Source organism: Streptomyces asoensis (genome assembly GCF_013085465.1).
In the GTDB taxonomy this organism is placed as follows: domain Bacteria; phylum Actinomycetota; class Actinomycetes; order Streptomycetales; family Streptomycetaceae; genus Streptomyces; species Streptomyces cacaoi_A.
This window is the reverse complement of the sequence record NZ_CP049838.1, coordinates 2,419,240-2,435,018: the sequence shown is the minus strand read 5'-3', so window position 1 is coordinate 2,435,018 and position 15,779 is coordinate 2,419,240. Positions and strand designations below refer to the sequence as shown.

The 15,779-nt window shown below is 72.5% G+C and carries 16 protein-coding genes; 9 read left to right on the top strand and 7 right to left on the bottom strand.

Going from position 1 to position 15,779, the window contains the following annotated elements; all coding sequences use genetic code 11:
- Positions 1-193: 193 nt before the first annotated feature.
- The 4 genes from G9272_RS10840 to G9272_RS10825 all read left to right on the top strand — a co-directional run bounded on the left by G9272_RS10840 (position 194) and on the right by G9272_RS10825 (position 7,165).
- Positions 194-1,042 (top strand): slipin family protein, encoded by an 849-nt coding sequence (locus G9272_RS10840; RefSeq protein WP_171396361.1) that lies wholly within the window; start codon positions 194-196, stop codon positions 1,040-1,042.
- Positions 1,043-1,288: 246 nt separating this feature from the next.
- A complete protein-coding gene (locus tag G9272_RS10835; protein WP_171396360.1) occupies positions 1,289-2,371 on the top strand; it encodes a S1 family peptidase in 1,083 nt (360 codons plus the stop codon).
- Positions 2,372-2,618: 247 nt separating this feature from the next.
- A complete protein-coding gene (locus G9272_RS10830) occupies positions 2,619-6,200 on the top strand; it encodes a DNA polymerase III subunit alpha (protein ID WP_171396359.1) in 3,582 nt (1,193 codons plus the stop codon).
- Positions 6,197-7,165, top strand: a complete 969-nt coding sequence (locus tag G9272_RS10825; protein ID WP_171396358.1) for a DNA polymerase Y family protein — start codon at positions 6,197-6,199, stop codon at positions 7,163-7,165. Before G9272_RS10830 ends, G9272_RS10825 begins: the two co-directional genes overlap by 4 nt.
- A gap of 22 nt (positions 7,166-7,187) precedes the next feature.
- On the opposite strand, the gene G9272_RS10820 is transcribed toward G9272_RS10825, so the two are convergent.
- A complete protein-coding gene (locus tag G9272_RS10820) occupies positions 7,188-7,562 on the bottom strand; it encodes a cupin domain-containing protein (protein WP_171396357.1) in 375 nt (124 codons plus the stop codon).
- Positions 7,563-7,695: 133 nt separating this feature from the next.
- On the opposite strand from G9272_RS10820, the gene G9272_RS10815 reads away from it, so the two are divergent.
- Both G9272_RS10815 and G9272_RS10810 read left to right on the top strand, forming a co-directional pair.
- A complete protein-coding gene (locus G9272_RS10815; RefSeq protein WP_171396356.1) occupies positions 7,696-8,139 on the top strand; it encodes a MarR family winged helix-turn-helix transcriptional regulator in 444 nt (147 codons plus the stop codon).
- Positions 8,140-8,311: 172 nt separating this feature from the next.
- The gene (locus G9272_RS10810) at positions 8,312-9,181 is read left to right on the top strand and encodes an esterase/lipase family protein (protein WP_171396355.1); all 870 of its coding nucleotides are present in this window, start codon (positions 8,312-8,314) and stop codon (positions 9,179-9,181) included.
- 85 nt (positions 9,182-9,266) lie between these two features.
- On the opposite strand, the gene G9272_RS10805 is transcribed toward G9272_RS10810, so the two are convergent.
- Positions 9,267-10,313 (bottom strand): lytic polysaccharide monooxygenase auxiliary activity family 9 protein, encoded by a 1,047-nt coding sequence (locus tag G9272_RS10805; protein WP_171396354.1) that lies wholly within the window; start codon positions 10,311-10,313, stop codon positions 9,267-9,269.
- A 152-nt stretch (positions 10,314-10,465) separates the two neighbouring features.
- Here G9272_RS10805 and G9272_RS10800 point away from each other — a divergent pair, with 152 nt between their 5' ends.
- Positions 10,466-10,927 carry a GNAT family N-acetyltransferase gene (locus tag G9272_RS10800; protein WP_171396353.1) on the top strand — a complete coding sequence of 154 codons (462 nt, stop codon included), beginning with the start codon at positions 10,466-10,468 and terminating at the stop codon, positions 10,925-10,927.
- A gap of 12 nt (positions 10,928-10,939) precedes the next feature.
- Here the strand turns inward: G9272_RS10800 and G9272_RS45900 are convergent, their stop codons facing one another.
- Positions 10,940-11,074 (bottom strand): hypothetical protein, encoded by a 135-nt coding sequence (locus tag G9272_RS45900; RefSeq protein ID WP_020128204.1) that lies wholly within the window; start codon positions 11,072-11,074, stop codon positions 10,940-10,942.
- Positions 11,075-11,214: 140 nt separating this feature from the next.
- On the opposite strand from G9272_RS45900, the gene G9272_RS10795 reads away from it, so the two are divergent.
- On the top strand, positions 11,215-11,829 hold the full coding sequence (locus G9272_RS10795; RefSeq protein ID WP_171396352.1) for a class I SAM-dependent methyltransferase: 615 nt from the start codon (positions 11,215-11,217) through the stop codon (positions 11,827-11,829).
- Between the two features lie 55 nt (positions 11,830-11,884).
- On the opposite strand, the gene G9272_RS10790 is transcribed toward G9272_RS10795, so the two are convergent.
- Both G9272_RS10790 and G9272_RS10785 read right to left on the bottom strand, forming a co-directional pair.
- On the bottom strand, positions 11,885-12,388 hold the full coding sequence (locus G9272_RS10790) for a DUF402 domain-containing protein (RefSeq protein WP_171396351.1): 504 nt from the start codon (positions 12,386-12,388) through the stop codon (positions 11,885-11,887).
- The gene (locus tag G9272_RS10785) at positions 12,369-13,298 is read right to left on the bottom strand and encodes a GNAT family N-acetyltransferase (protein WP_171396350.1); all 930 of its coding nucleotides are present in this window, start codon (positions 13,296-13,298) and stop codon (positions 12,369-12,371) included. The genes G9272_RS10790 and G9272_RS10785 overlap by 20 nt, the downstream gene beginning before the upstream one ends.
- Positions 13,299-13,393: 95 nt before the next feature.
- Between G9272_RS10785 and G9272_RS10780 the strand changes: the two genes are divergently transcribed.
- Positions 13,394-13,762, top strand: coding sequence for a GntR family transcriptional regulator (locus tag G9272_RS10780; protein ID WP_171396349.1), 369 nt, complete (start codon positions 13,394-13,396; stop codon positions 13,760-13,762).
- An 18-nt stretch (positions 13,763-13,780) separates the two neighbouring features.
- Here G9272_RS10780 and G9272_RS10775 read toward each other — a convergent pair whose 3' ends face one another.
- Entirely contained in the window at positions 13,781-14,560 is a 780-nt protein-coding gene (locus G9272_RS10775; protein ID WP_171396348.1) for a DUF72 domain-containing protein, read from the bottom strand.
- Positions 14,561-14,576: 16 nt separating this feature from the next.
- Positions 14,577-15,671 (bottom strand): DUF5925 domain-containing protein, encoded by a 1,095-nt coding sequence (locus tag G9272_RS10770; protein WP_171396347.1) that lies wholly within the window; start codon positions 15,669-15,671, stop codon positions 14,577-14,579.
- Positions 15,672-15,779: the final 108 nt, after the last annotated feature.

Below are 15,779 nucleotides of genomic sequence, written 5' to 3'. Positions count from 1 at the left end.
CCGGGAGCCCTGACGAGGGAGTCCTTACGCAGGAGTCCTCGCGCGGGACCGCTTCACCTGGCCTGTGGCCGATCGCAGGCGAGCCCCCGTACGCAACCGGCGTGCGGGGGCTCGCCCTTGCCGGGGGGCAGGGTTACCGTCGGGGTACAGGCAGTGATGCGCGGGCAGTGCTGTGGACCCCTGGGGGCCGGCAATGGTCGAGGAGCTGATGGCGGCGGGCTTCGTGCTCGTGTCCGCCGGAGCGGTGTACGTGGCGGCGGCGGCGCGGGTCGTCAAGCAGTACGAGCGGGGCGTGGTCCTCCGGCTCGGGAAACTCCGGCCCGAGGTGCGCGGCCCCGGGCTCACCCTGATCCTTCCGGGCATCGACCGGCTCCGGAAGGTCAACATGCAGATCGTCACGATGCCGGTGCCCGGGCAGGAGGGCATCACGCGGGACAACGTCACCGTGCGCGTGGACGCCGTCGTGTACTTCAAGGTGACCTCGCCGGCCGAGGCGGTCATGCGGGTGGAGGACTACCGGTTCGCCGTCTCGCAGATGGCGCAGACCTCCCTGCGGTCGATCATCGGCAAGAGCGATCTGGACGATCTGCTGTCCGACCGCGAAAAGCTCAACCAGGGGCTGGAGTTGATGATCGACAGCCCGGCCGTGGAGTGGGGCGTCACCATCGACCGGGTCGAGATCAAGGACGTCTCCCTGCCCGAGACGATGAAGCGGTCCATGGCCCGGCAGGCCGAGGCCGACCGTGAGCGGCGGGCCCGGATCATCAACGCCGACGCCGAGCTCCAGGCCTCCAAGAAGCTCGCCGAGGCGGCGAAGGAGATGTCCGAGCAGCCCGCCGCGCTCCAGCTGCGGTTGCTCCAGACGGTGGTGGCGGTCGCCGCGGAGAAGAACTCCACGCTGGTGCTGCCGTTCCCGGTGGAGCTGCTGAGGTTCCTGGAGCGGGCCCAGCAGCAGCAACCGCTTCCCCCGACGTCCTCCACACCCCCGACGACTTCCACACCTTCGCCGCCCGAGGCGGAGTCGGGTTCCGGCCAGGACTAGACCTCACCGCCGCGTGAGTGGTTACTCACGCGTAGCGTTTGCAGTGCGAATTCTCCTGTGGTGGCCAGGGGGTACCCCGGGGTGGTGAAGGCACGAAGGGCGCGCGGTGTTCACCCTGTGCGCGTCCTGAAGTCGACCTTGTGTGCTCCCTGTGCGGTTCGGAAGAGTGGGCGCCCGTCAACCAGCCTTCCGGCCCGGAGCTGTCCCCATCACCGCCCGGGCCGACCCCCCACAGGAGGACGCGAGTTGAAGCACCGACGCATACCCGGGCGGCGGATGGTCATGACGGGCGCGGGCATCGCCGCGCTCGTCGCAGCCGGAGTCACCTTCCAGACTGCGAACGCCAGCGAGCCTGCGAAGACCTCGCAGCCCGCCCCCCTCTCGGCCCTCGCGGCCGGAAAGCTCGCCTCGACGCTCGGCCAGGACCTCGGCGCCGACGCGGCGGGCACGTACTACGACGCGAAGAGCAAGAGCCTCGTGGTGAACGTCCTCGACGCGGCCGCCGCGAAGACCGTCGAGGCGGCCGGCGCCAAGGCCAGAATCGTCGAGAACTCCCTCGCGGAACTGACCGGCGCCCGTACGACGCTCAAGGCGGACGCGTCCGTCCCGGGTACCGCCTGGGTGACCGACCCGACCACCAACAAGGTCGTCGTCACCGCCGACCGCACCGTCTCCGACACCGAGTGGGCCAAGCTCACCAAGGTCGTCGACGGGCTCGGTCAGGTGGCCGAACTCCAGCGCACCAAGGGGGAGTTCAAGCCCTTCATCGCCGGCGGCGACGCCATCACCGGCGGCACCGGGCGCTGCTCCCTCGGCTTCAACGTGGTCAAGGGCGGCGAGCCGTACTTCCTGACCGCCGGGCACTGCACCGACGCCATCTCCACCTGGTCGGACTCCTCCGGCACCGAGATCGGCGCCAACGAGGTGTCCAGCTTCCCGGACAACGACTACGGCCTGGTCAAGTACACCGCCGAGGTCGACCACCCGAGCGAGGTCGACCTCTACAACGGCTCGGCCCAGCAGATCACCGGCGCCGCCGAGGCCACCGTCGGTATGAAGGTCACCCGCAGCGGCTCGACCACCCAGGTGCACTCCGGCACGGTCACCGGCCTGGACGCCACGGTGAACTACGGCAACGGTGACATCGTCAACGGCCTCATCCAGACCGATGTCTGCGCCGAGCCCGGCGACAGCGGCGGCTCCCTCTTCTCGGGCAGCAGTGCCGTCGGCCTGACCTCGGGCGGCAGCGGCGACTGCACCTCCGGCGGGGAGACGTTCTTCCAGCCGGTGACGGAGGCGCTGTCGGCGACGGGGACGCAGATCGGCTGACGCTCCCGTAGCAGCCCCTTGAGCAGCTGAAGTCCCGCCCCGCGCGCGAGGGGCGGGACTTCACACGTATCCGGCGGAGCTGCGGGACGGGTCGGCGCCGGTGGTCGGTGTCATGTCCCCACGGTCCGGGCCGCGGGGTGTTTCCGCAGGTGAGAGGCGTCCGAACGGCTGTCGTACAGATGTTCGGGAATTGGTCTATGGTGGGGGTGGGAGAGTTGGGAACTGATGTTCGATTCAGGAGGTGTGGATGCCAGGGTTCACGCATCTGCACACCGTCTCCGGGTTCTCCCTGCGCTACGGCGCCTCGCACCCGGAGCGGCTGGCCGAGCGCGCCTCGGAGCGGGGGATGGACGCCCTCGCCCTCACCGACCGCGACACCCTCGCCGGCTCGGTCCGCTTCGCCAAGGCCTGCGCGAAGGTGGGTGTGCGCCCACTGTTCGGAGTGGACCTGGCGGTGGCGCCCCCCGAGCGGCCGCAGGGCGACGCGTCCGTACGACGGGACAGGCGCCGCACCCCCGTGCGCGGCGGCGCCTTCATCGACGAGTCGACACCCCGGGTCACCTTCCTCGCCCGCGACGGCGCCCGGGGCTGGGGCGACCTGTGCCGGATCGTCACGGCCGCGCACGAGAGCGAGGGCACCCCGGTGCTGCCCTGGGCCGAGAACCACGGCGCCGGCCTGACCGTCCTGCTCGGCCCCGCCTCCGACGTCGGCCGCGCGCTCGCCGCGGGCCGGCCGGACCGCGCGGCGAAGCTCCTCACCCCCTGGCGGGAGGTGTACGGCGACGCCCTGCGGCTGGAGACCGTCTGGCACGGGCGCACCGGCACCGGACCCGGTTCCCTGCGGCTGGCCGCCCGCACCGTCGGCTTCGCCGCCGAACAGCGGATCCGGCCCGTCCTCAGTAACGCCGTCCGGTACGCCGACCCCGGTCAGGGCCCGGTCGCGGACGTCCTGGACGCCGCCCGGCGGCTGGTCCCGGTCGACCCGGCGAAGGGGCTGGACTCCGGGGAGGCCTGGCTCAAGGACGCGGGCGCGATGCTGCGCACGGCCGAGCGGATCGTCGAGGCCGCGGGTTACCGGCGCGACACCGCGCACCGCCTGCTGGAACAGACGCGGGCGACGGCCGCCGAGTGCCTGGTCGACCCCGAGGACGACCTCGGCATGGGCGCCGTCCACTTCCCCGAGCCGCACCTCGTCGGCGCCGGCCGCCGCACCGCCCAGCGGACCCTGGCCTCCCGCGCGGCGGCCGGGATGGTGCTGCGCGGCCACTCCGGCAAGCGCGCCTACTGGGAGCGGATGCACCGGGAGCTGGACATCATCGCCCACCACGGCTTCGCCTCGTACTTCCTGACGGTCGCCCAGGTCGTGGACGACGTGCGGGGGATGGGCATCCGGGTCGCGGCCCGCGGCTCCGGTGCGGGATCGCTGGTGAACCACCTGCTCGGCATCGCGAACGCCGATCCCGTCGAGCACGGGCTGCTGATGGAGCGCTTCCTGTCCAAGGAGCGGGTCGTGCTGCCCGACATCGACATCGACGTGGAGTCCGCGCGCCGGCTGGAGGTCTACCGGGCGATCATCGGCCGGTTCGGCACCGAGCGGGTCGCGACGGTCGCGATGCCGGAGACGTACCGGGTCCGCCACGCCATCCGGGACGTCGGCGCGGCCCTGTCCATGGACCCGGCCGACATCGACCGCATCGCCAAGTCCTTCCCGCACATCCGGGCGCGCGACGCCCGGGCGGCGCTGGAGGAACTGCCCGAACTCAGGTCGCTGGCGGGGGAGAAGGAGCGGTACGGGCGGCTCTGGGAGCTGGTCGAGTCTCTCGACGCCCTCCCGCGCGGAGTCGCCATGCATCCGTGCGGGGTGCTCCTCTCCGACGCCTCCCTGCTCTCCCGTACGCCGGTCATGCCGACCAGCGGCGAGGGGTTCCCCATGGCCCAGTTCGACAAGGACGACGTCGAGGACCTCGGGCTGCTCAAGCTGGACGTGCTGGGCGTGCGGATGCAGTCGGCGATGGCGCACGCGGTGGGCGAGGTGGAGCGGGCGACGGGGGAGCGGATCGACCTGGACACGCTGAAGGGCGGCGACCCGGCGACGTATCGGCTCATCCGGTCCACCGAGACGCTGGGGTGCTTCCAGATCGAGTCGCCGGGCCAGCGGGACCTGGTGGGGCGGCTGCTGCCGGCCACCTTCCACGATCTCGTCGTCGACATCTCCCTCTTCCGGCCCGGGCCGGTCGCCGCCGACATGGTGCGGCCGTTCATCGAGGCGCGGCACGGGCGGGCGCCGGTCCGGTATCCGCACCCGGATCTGGCGGAGCCGCTGCGGGACACCTACGGGGTCGTCGTCTTCCACGAGCAGATCATCGACATCGTCGCCGTCATGACCGGCTGCGGGCGCGGTGAGGCGGACCGGGTCAGGCGCGGGTTGTCGGACCCGGAGTCGCAGGGGCGGATCAAGGTGTGGTTCGCCCAGCACGCGGTGGCCGGCGGATATGACGCAGAAACGATTCAGCGGACCTGGGAGATCGTCGAGGCGTTCGGCTCGTACGGCTTCTGCAAGGCGCACGCGGTCGCCTTCGCCGTACCGACGTACCAGTCGGCGTGGCTGAAGGCGCACCACCCGGCCGCCTTCTACGCCGGGCTGCTCACCCATGACCCCGGGATGTACCCGAAGCGGCTGCTGCTGGCGGACGCGCGTCGGCGGGGGGTGCCGGTGCTGCCGTTGGACGTGAACAGGTCGGCGGTCGCCCACCGGATCGAACTGGTGTCTGATTCAGGGTCTGATTCCTCCGGTGCGGGCTCTGATCCATCCGGTTCAGGGGTCTGGGGGCTGCGGCTCGCCCTTTCCGACGTGTACGGCATCACCGAGGCCGAGGCGGCACGGATCGCGGACGGGCAGCCGTACGCCTCGCTGCTGGACTTCTGGGAACGGGCGCGGCCGAGCCGTCCGCTCGCCGCGCGGCTCGCGCAGGTCGGCGCGCTGGACGCGTTCGGCGCCAACCGGCGTGACCTGCAACTGCACCTGACCGAACTGCACCGGGGCGCCCGGGGCGCGGGCGGCGGTCAACTCCCGCTGGCCGGCGGGCGGAAGACCACCCCGGCCGGGCTGCCCGACCTGTCCTCCGCCGAGAAGCTCAGCGCCGAACTGGGCGTGCTGTCCATGGACGCCTCGCGCCATCTGATGGACGACCACCGGAGCTTCCTCGACGAACTGGGCGTGGTGTCGGCGCGCCGGCTGCGCGAGACCCGGCACGGCGAGACGGTCCTGGTGGCGGGCGCCAAGGCGGCCACCCAGACCCCGCCGATCCGGTCCGGCAAGCGGGTCATCTTCACCACCCTGGACGACGGCGCCGGCCTGGTCGACCTCGCCTTCTTCGACGACTCCCACGACGCCTGCGCGCACACCGTCTTCCACTCCTGGCTGCTGCTGGTGCGCGGGGTGGTGCAGCGGCGCGGCCCGCGCAGCCTCAGCGTGGTGGGCGCCGCCGCCTGGAACCTCGCCGAACTGCTGGAGGTGCGCCGGGACGAGGGGCTGGAAGGGGTCGCGGCCCGGCTGGCCGATCCCGGCGGCACCCCTGACGCGGGCGCCCCTGACGCGGGCACCCCGGACGCGGGCGCCGGCGGCGACGGCCCGGCGCGCAGCCGGCTCGCCGGTTCGGACGGGCAGCCCGCACCGGCGGGTTCGGCCGCCCAGGACGCGGGGGAACAGCGTCGCATCCGCATGCCCACGGGGTACGAGATGCACCCCTGGGCCGATCTGCGCCCCGCGGGCGAAGGGCCCGCGGTGGGAAGGAAGTTGTGGCACCAGAGTCCGGGGAGTGCGGGATGACCATCCTCTGCGTACGTTTCCAGCTGCCTTCGACGGACGAGGCCGCCCTGCCGGCGCTGCTCGGGTTGCTGGAGGAGTTCACGCCGGTCGTCGAGGCGTTGCCGCCGGACGGGGCGCTGGCCGATCTGCGCGGCGCCGAACGGTACTTCGGGCGCAGCGCGGTCGAGCTGGCGTCGGTGATCAGGGTGCGCGCGCTCGCGCTGCACGGGGTCGACTGCGTGATCGGCGCGGGCCCCGGCCCGATGTCGGCCCGCATGGCGCTGCGGGGCGCCCGGCCCGGGGTGACGTGCGCGGTCCCCGAGAGCGGGGTACGGGAGTTCCTCGCCGAGAAGCCCGTCGTCGCGCTGTCCGGTGTCGGTACGGCGACCGCCCGCACCCTGTGCGAGTACGGCCTCGACACCCTCGGCCGGGTCGCCGCCGCACCCCTGTCCACCCTCCAGCGCCTGGTCGGCGCGAAGGCGGGCCGGGAACTGCACGAGAAGGCGAACGGCGTCGACCGCGGCCGGGTCGTCCCGAACGCCGTCTCCCGCTCTCTCGCTACCGAACGCCCCTTCACTCGGGACGAGTTGGACCCCGACCGGCATCGGCGCGCGCTTCTCTCGGCCGCCGGGGAACTGGGCGCCCGGCTGCGCGCCGTGGAGAAGGTCTGCCGCACCCTGACCCTCACCGTGCGCTACGCCGACCGCACTTCCACCACCCGCAGCCGCACCCTCGGTGAGCCGACCGCGCACTCGGCGGCCCTGACGAGAACGGCGTACGGCCTGTACGAGGCGCTCGGTCTCCAGCGCGCCCGGGTCCGCGCGATCGCTCTGCGCGCCGAGGCGCTCGGCCCCGCCGACCAGGCCTCCCACCAGCTCACCTTCGATCCCGTGGACGAGAAGGTCCGCCGGATCGAGGAGGTGGCCGACCGGGTGCGGGCGAAGTTCGGGCCGGAGGCGGTGAAGCCCGGGACGCTGGCGGCGTGAGGCAACGGCGGCCGGAACAGGATCAGTTGGCCCACGGGGGAGTGATCCGGGTCCCGTCGGCCAGCTCCGCCTCCAGGCCGATGGACGTGGTGACCCAGGAGAGCGCGGTGTGATCGGTCGGGTTCTCGACGGCCAGGGTCGCCCCCGGATTGACGATCACCGTGTCGCCGGCCCTGATCCGCTCGGCGCGGCCGTCGAGCGTGAGGATCAGCTCGCCGACGAGCAGATGGAAGATCTCCTCCCGGCTGACGGTGTGTGCGGGCGCCTTCGTCCCGGCGGGGATCTCGCCCCTCCAGGCGCACAGCTCCTTGCTGCCGGTGCGGGGAGTGGCGTACGAGACGAAGCGGGCGCCGTGGATCTCGTGGGTGACGGCGTCGGACGAACGGATGACGGGCATGGGTGTCTCCTGTCGGTTTGGCTGCTGCCGGGCACTGCTGCTGGTCACACGCCGAAGATGGTCAAGCAGCTTGACTATCTGACCCTATGGTCAAGCTGCTTGACCAATCTGTCAAGAATGTTTCAATGCAGACGTGCAGAACTCCGAAGCCCTCGCCCTGACCGCCGTCCTGCTCGCCGCCGCGGGTGAGCTCACCCAGCGCATCAACGACGGCGTCCTCGCCCGTGGCTTCGAGGCGCGGCCCGCCTACGGCTTCGCCTTCACCCGGCTCGCCCCGGACGGCGCCACCGTCACCGAGCTGGGCGCGCACCTCGGAGTCACCAAGCAGGCGGCGAGTCAGCTCGTCGAGGAGCTCGTGCGGAAGGGGTATGTCGAGCGCCGGCCGCACCCCGTGGATGCGCGGGCCCGGCTGATCGTGCTCACCGAGCGCGGCTGGGAGTGCACCCGGGCGGCGGAGGAAGCGGCCGCCGAGGCGGTGCGGGCATGGGCTGCCGTGCTCGGCGAGGGTGAAGTGCGCGTTCTGCGCGACCAGTTGTCGCGGATCGCCCCCCATGGCCCCATTCGGCCCGCTTGGTGACGGCATATCAGTGATGCCGGCCGACGGTGGCTATCACTGGAAGTTTTTACTGACGCGTAACTTCACAGTTCAGCTACTCGCCCGTAACTTGACGAGTGAACAGCATCCTCGTGATCCGGGTCACAGGGCGTAAGGCCATCGCACCTCCCTTGAGCCGCAAGGAGATCACCCGATGCTGCCCTGGAAACGCGCGCTCAGACCACTCGCCGCACTGCTGCTGGCCGCCGCGGCCGCCACCGTCCCCGCCACCGCCGCCCACGCCGACTCCGCCGCCACCGCCTCGGCGAGCGGCTGGAACGACTACCGCTGCAAGCCCTCCGCCGCCCACCCCCGCCCCGTCGTCCTCGTGCACGGCACCTTCGGCAACTCGATCGACAACTGGCTGGCCCTCGCCCCCTACCTCACGGTCCGCGGCTACTGCGTCTTCTCCGTCGACTACGGACAACTGCCGGGCGTCCCGTTCTTCAACGGCCTCGGCCCCATCGACAAGTCGGCCGCGCAGCTCTCCACCTTCGTCGACAAGGTGCTCGCCGCGACCGGCGCCGCCGAGGCCGACCTCGTCGGCCACTCACAGGGCGGCATGATGCCGCGCTACTACCTGAAGTTCCTCGGCGGAGCCGCCAAGGTCAACGCGCTCGTCGGCATCGCCCCCGACAACCACGGCACCACACTGAGCGGACTCGCCAACCTGCTGCCCTACTTCCCGGGCGCCGAGGACCTCCTCTCGGCCGCCACCCCCGGCCTCGCCGACCAGGTCGCCGGATCGGCCTTCCTCACCAAGCTCAACGCGGGCGGCGACACCGTCGCCGGCGTCCGCTACACCGTCATCGCCACCAAGTACGACGAAGTGGTCACGCCGTGGCGCACGCAGTACCTCAGCGGATCCGACGTGCACAACGTCCTGCTCCAGGATCTGTGCCCGGTGGACCTCTCCGAGCACGTGGCGATCGGTCTGCTCGACCGGATCGCCTTCCACGAGGTGGCCAACGCGCTCGACCCGGCCCACGCCACCGCTACCACCTGCGCGTCCGTCTTCAGCTGACGCGCAGGTGTTCCGCCGGGGCCTGTCCGACCTGAGCCGCCGGTCAGGCCCCGGAGTCTTGGGGAGTCCCGAGGGGGACGGGGGCTCAGCGGCCGTGCCGTCCGCCGCTCGTCGCCCGCCTGCGCACCGACCCGAACAGCAGCGCCGCGCCCAGCGCCAGGACGGCCGCGCCGCCCACCGCGAGATACGGGGCGCTGCCGTCACCGCCGGTCTCCGCGAGGCTCTTGCCCGAACCCGAGCCGGCACCGGCCGCCCTCGGCTCGTTGGCCGTGACGGGCGACTCGGCCGTGGCGGAGGGCTCGGTCGTGGCGGACGGCTCCGTCGTCGGGTCGGTCGTCGGGTCCGTGGTCGTGGTGGCGTCGGCGTCCCCGTGACCGTGGTGCTCGATCGTCGACTTGTCGGCACCGTCCTCGATCTGCTCCTCGGAGGGCGCGGAGGCGGACGGCGCGGTACCGGTCCCCGCCCCTGCGCCCGTTCCTGCGCCCGTGCCCGCGAACGTCACGTCCGAGCAGGAGTAGAACGCCTCCGGGCTGTCCGAGCGCTGCCAGATCGCATACAACAGCTGCTTTCCGGAACGCTCGGGCAGGGTCCCGGAGAAGGTGTAGAAGCCGCCCGACGCGACCGGGTCGGTGGCCGTCGCCACCGGGTGCTCCAGGTCGAGGTCGGACCAGGCCAGCGGCCCGGCGGGGTCGTAACCGGCCTTGGTGAGGTACACCTTGAAGGTGCCCTTGTGCGGGGCGGTCACGCGGTACTTGAAGGTGTACGAGCCGCTGCCGACGCTCGTCGCCGGCCAGTCGGCGCGGGCCAGGTCCAGGCCCTTGAACTCCTCGTTGTTCGCGCTGCACAGCCTGCCGTCCGGGATCAGCTCCTGGTGGCGGCCGTTCGCGTCGCCGATGCGGATGCCGTTCCAGTCGTACAGCGCCTGCGTCCCGCCCGCCGCGACCGCGGCCCTGCACGCGTCCGACTTCGGGCTCTCCGGACCTTCCGCGTAGCACTGGGCGACCCGGCTGACCGGATCGCCCATCGACCCGTGCGCGGCCGCGGGCGCGGCGGACAGCAGGGTCAGGGCCGCCGGGACCAGCCCGACGGAGGCGACGGCGGTGACGGCGGCGGCCTTGCGGCGTGCGGGCATGGGGGAACTCCTCGGAACCGGAACAGGTGGTGGCCTGATGTGTGCCGGAACCAAGAAACCGCGAAATCGCCTGCTCGGGACGGTCCGTGGCGATCTTTAGGGTCGCCTTAAGGAAGCGCTGAGCCTGGGATCAGGTAGGTAGCGTTCAGGGCATGACGAGCGAGGAGATCCGGCCCGCCACGGCGGCCGACGTGCCGGCCGTGAAGGCCGTGACGGACGCGGCGTACACGCACTACATCGAGCGCATCGGACAGGTGCCGCAGCCCATGGAGGCGGACCACGCGGCCGACGTGGCCGCGGGGAAGGTGTTCGTGACCGGTGACCCGCTCGGTGGCGGGGTGGCCGGCCTCGTGGTGGTCGAGGCGTTCACCGACCACCTGTTCCTCGACAGCATCGCCGTCCGTCCCGACGCCCACGGCAAGGGAGTCGGGCGGCGGCTGCTGCACTTCGTGGACACACATGCGCGTGCGCTGGGCCTGCCCGAAGTCAGGCTCTACACGAACGCGATGATGTGGGAGAACCAGGAGATCTACCCGAAGTACGGCTACGCGTTCGTGGAGCGGCGCGTGGACGGGCCGTACGACCGCGTCCACTACCGCAAGCGGCTGGACTGAAGGCGGCGTCGCTCAGCCGTCCGGCCACCAGGTGCGTGCGATGTCCTTGCGCACCTCGGGGCGCCCCGCGGGGCGTTCGTCGACCTCGTCGCGGATCCGGCGGGAGTCCGTCTTCTTCAGGGGCTTCTGCACGGTCGTGCGGCGCATGGCTGCCTCCTTCAGGATCTGCCGGGTTCCGCGTTCTCACGGAGGTAGACCCTTTGGGGGAGAGTTCCTCATCGGCCCCCCTTCTGTCAGTGGCGGCTGTCACGATTCGATTGTCAGTGGTGGGTGTCACTCTTGGGCACATGAGGAAAAAGAGTGACGAAGCGACCGCGCCGGGTGTCGACTGGGACGCGGCGGCGGCCGCCTTCGACGAGGAGCCGGACCACGGTCTGCGCGACCCCGGGGTGCGCGCCGCCTGGGCCCGGCGGCTGCGCGCGTGGTTGCCGGAGCGCGGCTGCGACCTCCTCGATCTCGGCTGCGGCACCGGCAGCCTGTCGCTCCTCGCGGCCGAGCAGGGACACCGGGTGACGGGGGTCGACCTGTCCCCGGCCATGATCGACCTGGCCCGCGCCAAACTCGCCGGGCGTGACGCGGTGTTCCTCCTCGGTGACGCGGCGGCGCCGCCGGTCGGTGAGCAGCGCTTCGACACCCTGCTCGTGCGGCATGTGCTGTGGACCCTGCCCGACCCGGCCCGGGTCCTGCGGCACTGGCGCGGCCTGGTGCGACCCGGCGGGCGGCTCGTGCTGGTCGAGGGCGTATGGGGGGCCGTCACCCCGGTCGGCATACCGGCGGACCGGCTCACCGCCCTGCTGGCCCCGCTGACCGAGCACGCGCGCGTCGAGCGGCTGTCGCAGGACGCGGGGCTGTGGGGCGGGGCCGTGGCGGACGAGCGGTACGCGGTGGTGGCGACGGTGTGAGGCGGCGAAGGCGGCGGTGTGCGGCGGCGCTGTGACGCGGCGGGCCGACGGCCCCTCACGCCAGCAGCGACTCCAGGCCGCCCTCGGCGGTGGCGAGCGCCTCCAGCTCGTCGAGGGCGGTCACCGCGGCGGCCGCGGCCGCCGGGTCCCGCTCCGCCAGCCCGCTCTCCTCGAACTCGTCCTCGTCCAGTCGCCGTACGTCCGTCCCGTCGGCGGAGCGCCACAGGTCCAGGTCGAGGTCCTCGACGACCAGTTCGCCGCCGGACAGGGTGGCCGGGCGCGTGATGTCGCAGTACCAGCCCTTCAGGGCGCCCGCGCGGTCGCGGACCTCCTTCACCGCGTACCAGCGGTCCCGCCAGTAGTACTCGGTGAAGACGTCACCCGCCTCGAAGCGGACGAAGCCGAAGTCGCGTACGGCGTCACCGGCCCAGGGGGCGCGCACGGCGATCCGGGTGCCGTCGTCGGACAGCAGCTCGGCCGCGTAACGGATCTTCGTCCGGCCGCCCTTGACGAGGACGACGTCCACCGAACGCGTCGGCTCAGCCGAGTTCACGGACATGCCGCACCTCCGTCGCGCAGATCTCGTACCCGAACCACTTGTTGATCGCGAGCATCGGCCCGTTGTCCGCGTCGTTGCCCGTGTACGCCTCCGTGTACCCCGCGGCGCGGGCGCGGTGCAGCGAGTCGTTCTTGACGAGCTTGGCCAGGCCCCGGCCGCGGTGGGCGCGGGCGGTGCCGGTCATGCCGGTGCGGTACCGGCCGGCGTCGTGGGTGTGGGCCACGCTGAAGGCGACCGGGCGGCCGTCGGCCACGGCGACCGAGGTCAGCTCCCGGTCCAGGTGGGGATGGTTCCAGTACTCGTCGACCCAGGCCGCGTAGTCCGTGAACTCGGTGGCGATGTCACCCGGTTCGTCCGAACCCGCCTCCGCGTCCAGGGCGAACAGCGGGCGAGGGTCGTCGGCGAAGTCGGCGGCCGTACGCAGCTCGACGCCGGGCGGCGGGTCCTGGAGCGGTGGCAGCGCGGCGCAGGCCAGGTCCAGGCGGAGGAAGTGCGCGGAGCGGCTCGGCCGGTAGCCGTGCCGTTCGGCGAAGGCGCGGTCGGCCGGCTCGTCCAGGACCCAGGCGAACAGCTTCACCGCCCCGTGGGCCGCCAGATGCTCCTCGGCGGTGCGGACCAGCAGGGTGCCCGCGCCGCGCCCGGTGCGCGCGGGATCCACATACACGTTGAGGGACCCCTGGCCGGGCTCCCGGCTGTCCTCGGCGAGGCCCACCTGGGCCGTGCCGATGATCTCGCCGTCCGCCACGGCGAGCAGCTTGCGGGCGTGGGCGTCGGGGCGGGGCAGCGAGAGGCCGTGCAGCACGGAGGCCGGGCTGAAGAACACATAGGGCAGGGCGCGGTGCCGGACCCGGATGAAGCCCTCGATGTCGGCGGGCGTCCCGGGGCGCAGGTCGCGCACGATGACGGTCATGTGAGCGCACGCTACGGTCGGGCGGCGCCCGTGTGCCTCCCATTTTCGGCTCCGCCCGCGCTCCCGTTCCCCTGCGGGTGCGGGACAATCGGCCCGTGACCTTGAAGATCCACATCGATGAGAGCGCCGCGCCCTACGAGCAGGTGCGGGCGCAGATCGCCGAGCAGGCGCGGTCGGGAGCGCTGCCGGTCGGGTACCGGCTGCCGACGGTGCGGGGGCTGGCCGAGTCGCTCGGCCTCGCCGCGAACACCGTCGCCAAGGCGTACCGGGCGCTGGAGGGGGACGGGGTGATCGAGACCCGGGGGCGCAACGGCACGTTCGTCGCCGCGGCCGGATCGGCGGCGGAGCGGGAGGCGGCGGGTGCCGCGCAGGCCTACGCCGATCGGGTGCTGCGGCTGGGACTCACCGAGGAACAGGCGTCGGCCGCCGTGCGGGACGCCCTGCGGGCGGCCTACGAGCGGTGAGTCGGCGGCGACCGGTGATCAGCGGTGTGCGGCGAGCGGGCCCGGCGTACGGGTCACGCTCAGCCCCGCCCGCTGCGCCGTCCGCCCGAACAGCGCCGCGTTCTCCACCGCCGCGCCGCCGGGGTCGTTGTTGAAGTAGGCGTAGACGTCGTTCCCGCCCCCGGCCGACCAGGTCGTCGCGATGCGGTCCAGCCAGGTCTCCAGGGCCCGGCGGCCGTAGTGCGGCCAGGGGTGGGCACGGCCCTGGTGGAAGCGGACGTACCCCCAGTCGGCGGTGCGCCACAGCGGGGTGACCGGGCGGGAGCGGACGTCCGCCCAGCACAGGGCCGCGCCCCGGGCCCGCAGGACGTCCCGCACCTCGGGCGTCCACCACGACTCGTGCCGTGGCTCCACCGCGACGCGCGTACCCGACGGGAAGCACGACAGGCAGGCGTCCAGGAGCCCGGTGTCGGCCCGCAGGGTCGGCGGCAGCTGGAGCAGCACCGGACCGAGGCGGTCGCCGAGCCCGGCCGCGTGGGTCATCAGGCGCCGTACCGGCTCCTCGGGGTCCTTCAGCCGCTTGATGTGGGTCAGATAGCGGCTCGCCTTCACCGCGACCACGAAGTCCGGCGGGACGCGCTCGGCCCAGGACGCGAACGTCTCCCGCGACGGCAGCCGGTAGAAGGCGTTGTTGATCTCGACGGTGGCGAAGTGCCCGGTGTACTCCTCCAGCCACCGCCGCACGGGCACGCCGGCCGGGTACAGGACGCCCTTCCAGTCCTTGTACTGCCAGCCGGACGTGCCGACGTACAGCGTCATACCTCCATCAGAACACCTAGAGGTACAGTCCCGCGTCCGACCGCCCCCGGGGTTCCGGCAGCGAGGTCGGGGAGGTGCCCCGGCGCAGTGCGTACAGCTCTGCCAGCGTCGCGCCCTCGCGGCCGACACCCTCCTCCGTACCGAGCCAGTCCACGGCCTCCCGGTTGGTCAGCGGGCCGACCTCGATGCGGGCCAGACAGCGGCCGGGGCGGACGACGGCGGGGTGCAGGCGCTCCAGGTCCTCGTTGGTCGTGACCCCGACCAGGACGTTGCGGCCCTGGCCGAGAAGGCCGTCGGTGAGGTTCAGGAGCCGGGACAGGGCCTGGCCCGCCGTGTGTTTGGCCTCGCCGCGGATCAGCTCGTCGCAGTCCTCCAGGAGCAGCAGCCGCCAGCGCCCCTTGCCGGTGCCGTCCTCCTCGCCGATCGCGATGTCCATCAGATAGCCGACGTCGGAGAAGAGCCGCTCGGGATCCAGGACGCAGTCCACCTGGCACCACTCCCGCCAGGAGCGGGCCAGCGTGCGCAGCGCCGAGGTCTTGCCGGTGCCGGGCGGGCCATGCAGCAGGAGCAGCCGGCCGGCGATGTCCTGCGGGGTCGTCCCCATCAGGTGGTCCATCGCCTCGGCGACGGGCGCCGTGTAGTTGGGGCGCACCTCGTCCCAGGTGCCCGCGGAGATCTGCCGGGTGGTGCGGTGCGGGCCGCGCCGCGGGGAGACGTACCAGAAGCCCATGGTCACGTTCTCCGGCTGCGGCTCGGGTTCGTCCGCCGCACCGTCGGTGGCCTGGTCGAGCACCTGCGCGGCCAGTTCGGCGGTGGTCGCGGTGACCGTGACGTCGGCCCCGCGGTTCCAGCGGGAGACCAGCAGGGTCCAGCCGTCGCCCTCGGCCAGGGTGGCGCTGCGGTCCTCGTCCCGGGCGACGCGCAGCACGCGGGCGTGCGGTGGCAGCAGGGTCGCGCCGGAGCGCACGCGGTCGATGTTCACCGCGTGCGAGTACGGCTGCTCACCCGTCGCGAAGCGGCCGAGGAACAGCGCGTCGACGACATCGGACGGGGAGTCGGAGTCGTCGACGTTGAGCCGGATCGGCAGTGCGTCGTGCGGGGGTACGGACATGCCGCCATGATCCGGCACAAGAGCGTCGTCCGCACCCGGTTTCCGCAGCGCGCGAGGTACGCCCGGTGTGTCGGGCGGGCCCAATGCGGGCAACCGGCCCCGCTGTGT

Bases quoted from the DNA above. Each gene is read 5' to 3' on its own strand.
- G9272_RS10790 (WP_171396351.1), bottom strand. From the start codon at position 12,388: ATGTCCGTGAACTCGGCTGAGCCGACGCGTTCGGTGGACGTCGTCCTC.
- G9272_RS10785 (WP_171396350.1), bottom strand. From the start codon at position 13,298: ATGACCGTCATCGTGCGCGACCTGCGCCCCGGGACGCCCGCCGACATC.
- G9272_RS10820 (WP_171396357.1), bottom strand. From the start codon at position 7,562: ATGCCCGTCATCCGTTCGTCCGACGCCGTCACCCACGAGATCCACGGC.
- G9272_RS10825 (WP_171396358.1), top strand. From the start codon at position 6,197: ATGACCATCCTCTGCGTACGTTTCCAGCTGCCTTCGACGGACGAGGCC.
- G9272_RS10800 (WP_171396353.1), top strand. From the start codon at position 10,466: ATGACGAGCGAGGAGATCCGGCCCGCCACGGCGGCCGACGTGCCGGCC.
- G9272_RS10805 (WP_171396354.1), bottom strand. From the start codon at position 10,313: ATGCCCGCACGCCGCAAGGCCGCCGCCGTCACCGCCGTCGCCTCCGTC.
- G9272_RS10810 (WP_171396355.1), top strand. From the start codon at position 8,312: ATGCTGCCCTGGAAACGCGCGCTCAGACCACTCGCCGCACTGCTGCTG.
- G9272_RS45900 (WP_020128204.1), bottom strand. From the start codon at position 11,074: ATGCGCCGCACGACCGTGCAGAAGCCCCTGAAGAAGACGGACTCCCGC.
- G9272_RS10840 (WP_171396361.1), top strand. From the start codon at position 194: ATGGTCGAGGAGCTGATGGCGGCGGGCTTCGTGCTCGTGTCCGCCGGA.
- G9272_RS10795 (WP_171396352.1), top strand. From the start codon at position 11,215: ATGAGGAAAAAGAGTGACGAAGCGACCGCGCCGGGTGTCGACTGGGAC.
- G9272_RS10770 (WP_171396347.1), bottom strand. From the start codon at position 15,671: ATGTCCGTACCCCCGCACGACGCACTGCCGATCCGGCTCAACGTCGAC.
- G9272_RS10830 (WP_171396359.1), top strand. From the start codon at position 2,619: ATGCCAGGGTTCACGCATCTGCACACCGTCTCCGGGTTCTCCCTGCGC.
- G9272_RS10775 (WP_171396348.1), bottom strand. From the start codon at position 14,560: ATGACGCTGTACGTCGGCACGTCCGGCTGGCAGTACAAGGACTGGAAG.